General features: G+C 56.3%; 10 protein-coding genes. 4 read left to right on the top strand and 6 right to left on the bottom strand.

Annotated elements, in window-relative coordinates; genetic code table 11:
* Positions 1–32: 32 nt before the first annotated feature.
* The 3 genes from bsmA (at position 33) to O1721_RS05935 (ending at position 2,888) form a co-directional block, all read left to right on the top strand.
* Positions 33–362: a biofilm peroxide resistance protein BsmA gene (gene bsmA / locus O1721_RS05945; RefSeq protein ID WP_017383949.1), complete on the top strand. Its 330-nt coding sequence runs from the start codon at positions 33–35 to the stop codon at positions 360–362.
* 148 nt (positions 363–510) lie between these two features.
* On the top strand, positions 511–786 hold the full coding sequence (gene yjfN, locus O1721_RS05940) for a DUF1471 family protease activator YjfN (RefSeq protein ID WP_017694671.1): 276 nt from the start codon (positions 511–513) through the stop codon (positions 784–786).
* 170 nt (positions 787–956) lie between these two features.
* The gene (locus O1721_RS05935) at positions 957–2,888 is read left to right on the top strand and encodes a methyl-accepting chemotaxis protein (RefSeq protein ID WP_032646986.1); all 1,932 of its coding nucleotides are present in this window, start codon (positions 957–959) and stop codon (positions 2,886–2,888) included.
* Here O1721_RS05935 and O1721_RS05930 read toward each other — a convergent pair.
* Positions 2,885–4,507: an isovaleryl-CoA dehydrogenase gene (locus O1721_RS05930; RefSeq protein ID WP_032646984.1), complete on the bottom strand. Its 1,623-nt coding sequence runs from the start codon at positions 4,505–4,507 to the stop codon at positions 2,885–2,887. The genes O1721_RS05935 and O1721_RS05930 overlap by 4 nt on opposite strands.
* A gap of 195 nt (positions 4,508–4,702) precedes the next feature.
* On the opposite strand from O1721_RS05930, the gene O1721_RS05925 reads away from it, so the two are divergent.
* Positions 4,703–5,977 (top strand): MFS transporter, encoded by a 1,275-nt coding sequence (locus O1721_RS05925; RefSeq protein ID WP_015572471.1) that lies wholly within the window; start codon positions 4,703–4,705, stop codon positions 5,975–5,977.
* A 91-nt stretch (positions 5,978–6,068) separates the two neighbouring features.
* On the opposite strand, the gene rlmB is transcribed toward O1721_RS05925, so the two are convergent.
* The 5 genes from rlmB to O1721_RS05900 all read right to left on the bottom strand — a co-directional run bounded on the left by rlmB (position 6,069) and on the right by O1721_RS05900 (position 11,561).
* Positions 6,069–6,800, bottom strand: a complete 732-nt coding sequence (gene rlmB, locus O1721_RS05920) for a 23S rRNA (guanosine(2251)-2'-O)-methyltransferase RlmB (RefSeq protein ID WP_015572470.1) — start codon at positions 6,798–6,800, stop codon at positions 6,069–6,071.
* Positions 6,801–6,863: 63 nt separating this feature from the next.
* Complete coding sequence (rnr, locus tag O1721_RS05915; RefSeq protein ID WP_032104769.1) at positions 6,864–9,305, bottom strand: ribonuclease R; 2,442 nt, start codon at positions 9,303–9,305, stop codon at positions 6,864–6,866.
* Between the two features lie 38 nt (positions 9,306–9,343).
* On the bottom strand, positions 9,344–9,769 hold the full coding sequence (gene nsrR / locus O1721_RS05910) for a nitric oxide-sensing transcriptional repressor NsrR (RefSeq protein ID WP_003855998.1): 426 nt from the start codon (positions 9,767–9,769) through the stop codon (positions 9,344–9,346).
* 192 nt (positions 9,770–9,961) lie between these two features.
* Positions 9,962–11,260 (bottom strand): adenylosuccinate synthase, encoded by a 1,299-nt coding sequence (locus O1721_RS05905; RefSeq protein WP_003855997.1) that lies wholly within the window; start codon positions 11,258–11,260, stop codon positions 9,962–9,964.
* Positions 11,261–11,363: 103 nt separating this feature from the next.
* On the bottom strand, positions 11,364–11,561 hold the full coding sequence (locus O1721_RS05900) for a DUF2065 domain-containing protein (protein ID WP_003855996.1): 198 nt from the start codon (positions 11,559–11,561) through the stop codon (positions 11,364–11,366).
* Positions 11,562–11,568: the final 7 nt, after the last annotated feature.

Raw genomic sequence — 11,568 nt, 5'->3', positions numbered from 1 at the left:
CCCCCAAAACTAAATTCGCAGACAACTACACTATGGCTATCAGGAAAAGAGACAGGTTTATGCGCAGGCTTACGGCTTTATTGCTGGTCTCACTGCTCAGCGGATGTTCCATATTGCAGGGTACGCCAGAACCGGCGCCGCCGGTTACCGATCATCCTCAGGAAATTCGTCGTAATCAGACGGAAGGATTACAACGCCTGGGTACCGTATCCGCGATGGTTCGTGGTTCCCCGGATGATGCAGAAGACGCAATTGAAGCACAGGCAGTTGCCGCAAAAGCAGATTATTACGTCATCACGATGATTGATGAAACCATTATTACGGGACAGTGGTACGCCCAGGGAATTTTGTACCGTAAGTAAGCATCATCATTTGAACGACTTTTACACTGCTTTGCGTCCGTAGACATTTTCCTGTCCACAATAAACTCCATGCCAGCAACAATGGAAATGAGTTTATTCGCGAAGGATTGCCCGGCGGATACCGGAGACACGTGAAAAGGAGCTGACGATGAAACGAACCCTTGCTTTAACGACGCTATTGCTTTCAGCGGGCCTGCTGAGCACCACGGCGCAGTCGGCCGAATTTGCCAGCGCGGATTGCGTCACGGGCCTGAACGAGATTGGTCAGATCTCCGTCAATAATATCACGGGAAGTCCGCAAGACGTTGAACGTGTCGTCGCCCTGAAGGCCGATGAACAGGGCGCATCCTGGTATCGCATCGTCCAGATGCAGGAAGATAACCATGTTAATCACTGGCGCGTGCAGGCCATTCTTTATGCATAATCCCTTCCGATAAAAGCCACTTAATTTTAGTGGCTTTTCAATTTTGCAAATTTTTTACCTCTCCCGAAACTTAATAAAAACAAAAATGTAACATTCAGTTACATTAAACAGATAAACGTTCTCTTCGCTCTGCCGTTGAACAGCCATCACTTTTCAATAATGAGCAATTTATGATCACCTTTTTCCGCCGGGCAGGTCTGGGCACGAAGCTATCGCTGCTAACAGGTGCAAGTGTCGCCACGCTTTTTTTGCTGTTCACTTTTCTGTTGAGCCACAACGCCAGCCAGCAGCTTGAAGATCTTGCGGTTGAAGACCTGCATAACCAGTCCACCGGCATGGTGGATATGGTAGAGATGTTCAACACCAGCCTGAGCGAAGAGGTTGAAAGCTATACCCGTCTGTTCACCACCTTTTTGCCACAGCCGCTGAACAGCGACAGCAGCCAGAGCCGGACCATAAACGGGCTTACCGTTCCTCTGCTGAAAGGCGGCGAAACGGAGTTGCATGAAAACAATACGCTTTCTGATGACTTCCTGAGCCGAACGGGCGCCATCTCGACGCTGTTTGTCCGCAGCGGTAACGATTTTATCCGCGTGGCCACGTCGCTGCGCAAAGAGAATGGCGACCGCGCCATCGGAACCGTTCTTGATACCACCAGCCCGGCATTTGCGGCTGTCACCAAAGGGGAGGTCTATCGTGGCCTCGCGCTTCTGTTCGGCAAGCGCTATATCACGCAGTACCAGCCTGTTAAAAATGCGGAAGGCCAGGTTATCGGGATTATCTTTGTCGGCGTGGACATCACCCATTCGTGGAACGTCATGCGCGAGAAAATCCTTAACCGTCGTCTGGGCGAGAGCGGCCACTTCTTTGTACTGGATCGCAGCAGCGGCAAAACGCGCGGACAGTATCTGTTCCATGCCAGCGATGAGGGCAAACTGCCCAACTGGGACACGGCGACACAGCAGCAGCTTCTGAGTGATAAAGCCGGCACGCTGGAGCGCGTGAGCGCAGATGGCCGTACGCTCAAAGTTGCCTACACGCCGCTGCCGGGCTGGAACTGGACCATCGTGGGTGAAGTGGATAAAGCCGTACTGCTTTCAAGCGTCACCACGCTGCGCGATCGCTTCCTGATGGCGGGCGTGGTGCTATCCGCGCTCTTCGCGGGCCTGTTCGTTATCCTCATTCGCCGGATGCTAACCCGCCCACTACGCGCAGTGATCGCGCTTGCCCGGCAGTATGCCGCAGGCGATCTGCGCGCCAGCCTGCCGGTTACCCGCCAGGATGAGGTCGGCCAGCTGATTGATGCCATCAACGGGATCGGGGGCGGCCTGCAAAAAATTGTGTTGCAGGTCCGCGAGGCCGCAAGCGAAATCCATCTGGGGACTAACGCGCTGGCTTCAGACACCGGCGAGATCTCTGAACAGATCAACAAACAGGCCAGCAGCGTTGAGGAGACCTCCGCCAGCATGGAGCAATTAGCCGCCACCGTGCAGCAAAATGCCGCCAACATGGAGCAAACTCAGCAGCTGGTGGGGGAAACCTCACGCGCGGTGCATCAGGGTGGAGAGACGGTGACCCACGCAGTTTCCACCATGGATGATATTCGTGATGCATCGAAACGCATTGAAGACATTACCCGCGTGATTGAGTCCATCGCTTTCCAGACCAATATCCTGGCGCTCAATGCGGCGGTTGAGGCGGCGCGGGCGGGCGAACACGGGAAAGGTTTCGCAGTGGTGGCGCAAGAGGTGCGCGCCCTGGCCGCACGCAGCGCCAACGCGGTAAAAGAGATTGAACAGCTGATTGGCGACACGCTGAACAAGGTGAGCGAAGGCCATGCGCTGTCTGAGCAGACGCGTCTGGCGATGGATGCCATCATTGTTCATATCGATAACATCAGCCAGCTTGTCACCGAGATCAACCACGCCTCCCGCGAGCAGTCTGCGGGGATTGGTCAGGTGAATCTGGCGATGACGCACATCGGTGAGGCATCGCACATCAATGCCGATCGCATCTCACGCAGCGAGCAGACGGCGCAGACGCTGCGCGAGAAGGGTTCACATCTCACCCGGCTGGTGAGCCTGTTCCAGCTAAAGGCTTAACCGACCCGGCCCGTGGCGCGCAGCAGCAGGTCGGTTTGCACCTGTTCGCTCATCAGCGTGCCGCCTCGGGTATCCAGCATCATGCGGCACCACGCCTGCGCCACGGGCGGCGATGCGTGCCGCAGCATCTGGCTTCCGGCCCCGAGTAAAAAGAGCTGCCGCGCGATCTCCCTGCCCTGCGCTTCCTGCGGTTTACGCAGCTTCTGCTGTAGCTGCCGCCAGCTGCGATCGAAGTGCCTGTCTTGACCTTTGACCTGCGCGAAATCATCGGCGAGCAGGTCGAGAATGCCCGACTGCTTCGCCAGCACGCGCAGTACATCCAGGCACATAATATTGCCAGAGCCTTCCCAGATGCTGTTGACGGGCATTTCACGGTACAACCGCGGAAGTTCACTCTCTTCGCAATAGCCTGCACCGCCCAGCACCTCCATTGCCTCTGCCACAAACGGTATGCCCGCTTTGCAGACGCTGTATTTTGCCGCCGGAGTGAAAAGCCGCGCCCATGCGGCCTCCTGCGGGTCGGTGCGGTTGTCCCACGCCCGGGCGAGTCGGAACAGCAGTGCCGTGTGTCCCTCCAGCACCAGCGCCATATGGCTTAGCACGTCGCGCATTAACGGCTGGTCGATCAGATTTTTGCCGAAGGTCTGCCGCTGATGGGCATGATAAAGCGCCACCGAGAGCGCACGGCGCATCAATCCGTGGCTGCCAAGCGCACAGTCAAAGCGCGTCAGCCCGCCCATCTTCAGAATTTGCCGGACACCTTCACCCTCTTCGCCCAGCAGCCAGCCGTAAGCATCAAGGAACTCAGCCTCACTGCTGGCATTTGAACGGTTACCGAGCTTGTCCTTCAGACGCTCAAGGCGCACGGCATTACGTTGCCCGTCGGGTAAAAAACGCGGAACAAAAAAGCAGGAAAGCCCGCCCTTCGCCTGCGCCAGCACCAGATGCGCATCGCTCTGCGGCACGGAGAAAAACCATTTGTGCCCCACCAGCCGGTAACTGCCATCACTGAATTTCTCTGCTTTGGTGGTATTACTGAGTACGTCCGAACCGCCCTGCTTTTCCGTCATCCCCATGCCGATCAGCAGGCCGCGCTTTTGCGCCCCCGGTGCGAGATGGGGATCGTAGCGATCGCTCATCAGCGGCGTTAACCAGTCGTGAAACGGTTTGGGCAGCGACTGTAGCAACAGCGGCGTGGCGGCGAAGGTCATGGTCACCGGGCATAGCGTTCCCGCCTCCACCTGTGCATGAAGCACAAAACGCGCGGCCCGGGCGACGAACGATCCTTTCCGCGCCTCCTCCTCCCACGCCAGGTTGTGCACCCGGTTGGCGCAAAGCCCCTGCATCAGAAGATGCCATGCCGGATGAAAGCGGACGTCATCCAGCCTCGCTCCCGTGGCGTCATAACGCAGCAGTTCCGGCGGATTAACGTTCGCCAGCCTGCCCAGCTCCAGCGACTCCGCCGTACCCAACTGCTGTCCGATGCTGGCAAGAAGATCCACATCCCACTCAGCCCCTTCGCGCGCTACCGCATCGCGCAGGGCGCAATCAGAGAGAAAAAGGTTGCTGTTCGATAGCGGTGCAGGTTGATTAAAAACGGTATGTGTCTGCCAGTGCATGCTGTCTCCCTCCTTTCATTGGCAATAAAGGTAAGTATGGACAGAGGGCATGCACGCTGCATGGGAGGGGGGTCACACGATGACGATCGTGTTGATATCATTCGTGAAATAGCTCACAGAACATAAGAATAAACTATTTCATTACTTCACTAATGCTGAATAATTTATTCTTACCCCGTTTTTGTGAGGATCGTTATGCAACAGGATGCGCACAAGCGTGCATTAATTGCAGGCTCCATCGGTAATTTCATCGAGTGGTATGAATTTGCGGTCTACGGTTTTCTGGCAACGGTGATTGCCAGAAACTTCTTCCAGCTTGAGGGGGAAGCGGAGCTCACCAGCCTGATCCTCACCTGGGCCTCGTTCGCCATCGCTTTCTTCTTCCGTCCGCTGGGTGCGGTGGTCTTTGGCCGCATTGGCGACAGGATTGGCCGCAAACCGACGCTGATTATAGTGCTGGTATTGATGACGCTCGCCACCGCTGCCATCGGTATTGTGCCGGTCTACGCCAGTATCGGGATTGCCGCGCCGCTGATCGTTACGCTCCTGCGTATTCTGCAAGGACTGTTCGCGGGCGGTGAGTATGGCGGTGCGGTCTCATTGATGACGGAGTTCGCCCCGCGCGGCAAGCGCGGTCTTTACGGGGCATGGCAGTCCTTTACCGTGGCGCTCGGGCTGTTAGCGGGCGCAGGCATTGTCGCGTTGCTCTCTGCCCTGCTCTCCCCTGAAGCCTTGCACGACTGGGGCTGGCGCATTCCGTTCTTCCTGGCGCTGCCGATGGGTGCGGTCGCGCTATGGCTGCGGGTGAGCATGGAAGAGACGCCGAGCTTTGTGCAGCAACGGGAAAAACCGGTTGTTACTCAGGCCAGCACCGCCGCCACGTTCAAAACCATCCTGATGGGCATTGGCCGCGTGATGGTCTGGTCTGCGGCGGGTTATACCTATCTGGTGATTATGCCGACCTATCTGCAATCTGCGCTGCACACCGGTTTTAACCAGGCGTTACTGATTGCGGTGATTTCTAACATTGGGTTTGCGCTCACGATCATTCCGTCGGGCATGCTGAGCGACAGGATCGGGCGGCGCACGGTGATGATTATCGCCACCGTGCTCCTGCTGATCCTCGCCCTGCCGCTGCTGAAAATTTTGCAGGCGGAATCCAGCACGCTGGCGGTCAAAGCGATTGTGGTGCTGATTGCGGGAGGTCTGGTTGGGATGCTGGCAGGGCCGGGGCCGGCAATGCTGTCTGAGATGTTCCCGACGCGCGTGCGTTATACCGGGCTGGGGCTGGCCTATTCTCTGTCGAATGCGATCTTCTCGGGCTGTGCGGGGCTGATCATTACCGGGCTGATTAAAGAGACGGGCAATCTGGATATTCCGGCGTACTACGTGATGGCAACGGCGGTGGTGAGTATTTTCGCGCTGATGACGCTGAGAAAGGATGACCATTTACGGTCGTTAGAGGAGTGAGATTGTTGCCCGGTGGCGCTGCGCTTACCGGGCCTACGGTACCATGCTTTTGTAGGCCGGGTAAGGCGAAGCCGCCACCCGGCACAACAGGCTACCCGCGCTGACGCACCGCTTCAAACAGGCAGATACCCGTCGCAACAGAAACGTTCAGGGACGATACGCTGCCCGCCATTGGGATGCTGATCAGCTCATCGCAGTGCTCGCGCGTCAGACGACGCATACCTTCGCCTTCCGCTCCCATCACCAGCGCCATACGGCCGGTCATTTTGCTCTGGTACAGGGTGTGATCCGCTTCACCGGCTGTTCCTACGATCCAGATATTTTCTTCCTGCAACAGACGCATGGTGCGCGCCAGGTTAGTCACGCGGATTAACGGGACATTTTCCGCCGCGCCGCAGGCGACTTTTTTAGCGGTAGCGTTAAGCTGCGCGGAGCGATCTTTTGGCACAATCACCGCATGCACGCCTGCTGCATCGGCGCTACGCAGGCACGCGCCCAGGTTATGTGGGTCGGTTACGCCATCGAGGATCAGGAAGAACGGGTTCTCCAGCCCGGCGATCAGATCCGGCAGATCGTTCTCCTGATACTGACGGCCTGGCTTCACGCGCGCGATAATGCCCTGGTGTACAGCACCTTCGCTTTTTTCATCCAGATACTGGCGGTTCGCCAGCTGGATCACTACGCCCTGCGCTTCCAGCGCGTGGATCAGCGGCATCAGACGTTTGTCTTCACGCCCTTTCAGAATAAAAACTTCCTGAAAACGCTCCGGCGCGCGCTCCAGCAGGGCCTGCACCGCGTGGATGCCGTAAATCATTTCACTCATTGATGGTTCTCGTAATAAATATTTTCCCTCTCCCGTTGGGGAGAGGGTCAGGGTGAGGGGAAATTACTCCGCCTGCTGTTTCTTCGCCGCGCGCTTCGCTTTGGTCGCGGCCGCTATTTTTTGGGTCTTGGTCGACGGTTTTTTCGCTTTACGAGCGTCTTTTTTCGCCGCCTTGGGCTTCTGTTTCTTCTCGCCACGGAAAGCACTGTCTGGCTCAAAGTTTACTCTTTTACCTGCCTGACGTCGCTTACCGCCCGCTTTACCGTTACCGCCTTTTTTCGCTTTCTCACGCTCGGTTTTGCCGACGTTACGCGGAGCACGCTCGCTGGAGATGAGGCTGAAGTCGATTTTACGGTCGTCCATATTCACGGCTTCAACCTTCACTTCCACCCGATCGCCCAGACGGTAGGTCTGACCACCGGATTCGCCGATCAGACGTTGTCCGACCTGGTCGAAGCGGTAGTAATCGTTATCGAGGCTGGAAACGTGCACCAGACCGTCGATAAACAGCTCATCCAGACGCACGAAGAAGCCAAAGCCGGTGACGCTGGCAATCACGCCTTTAAAGACGTTACCCACCTGATCCAGCATAAAGTCACACTTCAGCCAGTCCGCCACGTCGCGCGTCGCTTCATCCGCACGACGCTCAGTCATGGAACAATGCTGGCCCAGTTGCAGCATCTCTTCCATGGAGTAGTGATACCCTCCGGTTTCGGTCGTGTTGCCTTTATGACCCTGCTCGTGCGCCAGCAGATACTTGATCGCACGGTGCAGGGACAGATCCGGATAACGGCGGATCGGCGAGGTAAAGTGCGCGTAAGACTGTAACGCCAGACCAAAGTGGCCCCGGTTTTCAGGATCGTAAATCGCCTGCTTCATGGAGCGCAGCAGCATGGTTTGCAGCATTTCCGCGTCAGGACGATCGCTGATGGATTCCAGCAGCTCGGCGTAATCGCGTGGCTCAGGCTTATTACCGCCAGGCAGCTCCAGACCGAGTTCAGCCAGCACGGAGCGGAACGAGGTTACGGCCTCCGTGGTTGGCTTGTCGTGAATACGGAACAACGCAGGCTCTTTGGCTTTCTCAACGAAACGTGCCGCCGAGATGTTCGCCAGGATCATACACTCTTCAATCAGCTTGTGCGCATCGTTACGCTGAGTCTGTTCGATACGCTCGATACGACGCTCAGCGTTAAAGATAAACTTCGCCTCTTCACTCTCAAACGAGATCCCACCGCGCTCTTCGCGCGCCTGATCCAGCGTTTTGTAGAGGTTGTGCAGCTCTTCGATGTGTTTGACCAGCGGCGCGTACTGTTCGCGAAGATCCTGATCGCCCTGCAACATATGCCAGACCTTGGTATAGGTCAGGCGCGCATGAGAACTCATCACCGCTTCGTAGAACTTATAGCCCGTCAGACGTCCCTTGCTGGAGATGGTCATTTCGCAGACCATACACAGGCGGTCCACCTGCGGGTTGAGGGAACACAGGCCGTTGGAGAGCACTTCTGGCAGCATCGGTACAACCTGCGACGGGAAGTAGACCGACGTACCGCGGCTGCGCGCTTCGTTATCCAGCGGCGTGTGCGGACGCACGTAATAGCTCACATCCGCGATAGCCACCCACAGACGCCAGCCGCCACCGCGTTTTTTCTCGCAATATACGGCATCATCGAAGTCACGGGCGTCTTCACCATCAATGGTGACCAGCGGCAGATCGCGCAGATCCACGCGGCCTGCTTTGGACTCTTCCGGCACTTCTTCACGCAGGTTTTCAATCTGATCTTCAACCGCTTTCGGCCAGACATACGGAATTTCATGGGTACGCAGCGCCATATCGACGGCCATGCCGGTGCCCATGTTATCGCCCAGCACTTCGACGATTTTACCCACCGCTTTGGTGCGACGGGTTGGGCGCTGGGTGAGTTCCACCACCACCACAAAGCCCATGCGTGCGCCCATCACCTCTTCAGGCGGGATGAGAATGTCGAAGCTCAGACGGCTGTCGTCCGGCACCACAAAGCCTACGCCCGCATCGGTAAAGTAACGGCCTACAATCTGGCTGGTTTTCGGCACCAGCACGCGGACCACGCGCGCTTCGCGGCGGCCTTTACGGTCTGCACCCAGCGGCTGCGCCAGGATCTGGTCGCCGTGAATACACATCTTCATCTGTTCGGATGAGAGGTACAGGTCGTCTTTACGGCCTTCCACGCGCAGGAAGCCGAAGCCATCGCGATGACCAATAACGGTGCCTTTCAGCAGGTCGAGGCGTTCTGGCAGCGCGTAGCACTGGCGACGAGTAAAGACAAGTTGCCCGTCACGTTCCATGGCGCGCAGGCGGCGGCGAAGGGCTTCAATTTGCTCTTCACCTTCAATGTTCAGTTCAACGGCAAGTTCTTCACGATTGGCGGGTTTTTCGCGTTTTGTTAAGTGTTCAATGATGAACTCGCGGCTGGGGATAGGATTCGCGTATTTTTCGGCTTCGCGTTCCTGGAAAGGATCTTGTGACATGTCGGTTCCTCCGTTGTCAGCTCCGGTGGAAATTTTCTTCATTCCACCAGCAATAATTTATAAAGCGGTTGATTCTCTTCAACCAAATCGGCCAGCGTGTAGTTATCCAGTTCCTTGAGAAAACTTTGCACGGCCTTTGAAAGCGCCTGTTTCAGGCGGCAAGCGGGCGTAATGTGGCAGAACGCGCTGCTACAGTTCACCAGAGAGAGCGGCTCCAGTTCACGTACCACATCGCCAATACGGATACTCTGCGCCGGTTTACCGAGACGGATCCCTCCATTCTTCCCGCGGACGGCAGCAACGTATCCGGCACGACTAAGTTGATTGATTATTTTGACCATATGATTACGGGACACACCATACACCTCTGTGACTTCAGAGATGCTGGTCATCTTCCCATCGGGTAACGACGCCATGTAAATCAGCGCGCGTAAGCCGTAATCGGTGAAACTTGTTAACTGCACATCAACCTCAGGAAAAAGGGAAAACGCGGTCAAACCGCAGAGATATTCATTAATGATGATAAACCAGCCAGATAGTTAGCGGCTAATTTATTTGACAGACGGGGCGAAAAAGCGGAGATCCAGGAGCGGTCGCCGGATGGCGCTGCGCTTATCCGGCCTACGGGTTTCCCCGCAGGCCAGCAGTCACGAAGATTATGCGTCGAACGGGTCGCGCAGGATCATCGTTTCAGTACGATCCGGGCCGGTAGAAATAATATCGATCGGCACTTCGGTCAGTTCTTCAATGCGCTTGATGTAGTCCAGCGCGGCTTTTGGCAGGCCACTACGCTCTTTCACACCAAATGTGGTCTCAGACCAGCCCGGCATGGTTTCGTAGATTGGCTCAATGCCTTCCCAGTCGTCAGCAGCCAGCGGAGTGGTGGTCACTTCGCGGCCATCAGGCATACGGTAGCCTACGCAGATTTTCACTTCTTTCAGGCCGTCCAGTACGTCCAGCTTGGTCAGGCAGAAGCCAGACAGGGAGTTGATCTGCACTGCGCGACGTACGGCAACGGCGTCCAGCCAGCCGGTACGACGACGACGACCGGTGGTCGCGCCAAACTCGTTACCCTGCTTGCAGAGGAACTCGCCGGTCTCATCAAACAGTTCGGTCGGGAATGGACCTGCACCCACGCGAGTGGAGTACGCTTTGATGATGCCCAGAACGTAATCGACATAACGCGGGCCCAGACCGGAGCCGGTTGCCACGCCACCCGCGGTGGTGTTAGAGGACGTTACGTACGGATAGGTACCGTGGTCGATGTCCAGCAGCGTACCCTGCGCACCTTCAAACATGACGAAATCGCCACGCTTGCGCGCCTGGTCCAGCAGATCGGACACATCAACAACCATACCGGTCAGAATATCAGCAATCGCCATGACGTCATCCAGCACTTTCTGGTAGTCAACGGCTTCGGCTTTGTAGAAGTTCACCAGCTGGAAGTTGTGATATTCCATCACTTCTTTCAGTTTTTCAGCGAAGGTCGCTTTGTCAAAGAGGTCGCCCACGCGCAGACCGCGACGAGCCACTTTATCTTCGTAAGCCGGGCCGATACCACGACCGGTGGTGCCGATCGCTTTCGCGCCACGCGCTTTTTCACGCGCCACGTCCAGCGCCACATGATAATCCAGGATCAGCGGGCAGGCTTCGGAGAGCAGCAGACGCTCACGAACAGGGATACCACGGTCTTCCAGACCTTTCATCTCTTTCATCAGCGCAGCGGGAGACAGCACAACGCCGTTACCGATGATGCTGGTGACGTTTTCGCGAAGAATGCCTGATGGAATAAGATGGAGGACGGTTTTTTCACCGTTGATTACGAGAGTATGGCCTGCGTTGTGACCGCCCTGGTAGCGTACAACATATTTAGCCCGTTCAGTCAGAAGATCAACAATCTTCCCTTTACCTTCGTCACCCCATTGGGTGCCCAGTACGACGACGTTGTTACCCATTTTTTCAAAATCACCGTTTGCTTAAAAATGGATTCTACCATCGCTTTTTCAGATATACAGCACTTTTTGACCCTAAAATATGCCAATTGCGGTTAGTTTTTGATCAGCCAATCGTTTTCCTCAACATGTAGTAGATAACGATACCGGCAACCACAAGACCACCGCCAAAACGACGCAAAATATTGTCCGGGAGTTGGCTCATTGTCGCGATCATCCGGCGCCATGCGCGCGGATAGAGCATCGGGCCGAGGCCTTCCAGCACCAAAACCAGGGCCAGTGCGAGCCAGATCGTGGAGTTCATTTTTCAT

The organism is Enterobacter cloacae complex sp. HYC033_NIDB, assembly GCF_056673335.1.
This window is presented reverse-complemented; position numbering and strand designations above follow the sequence as displayed.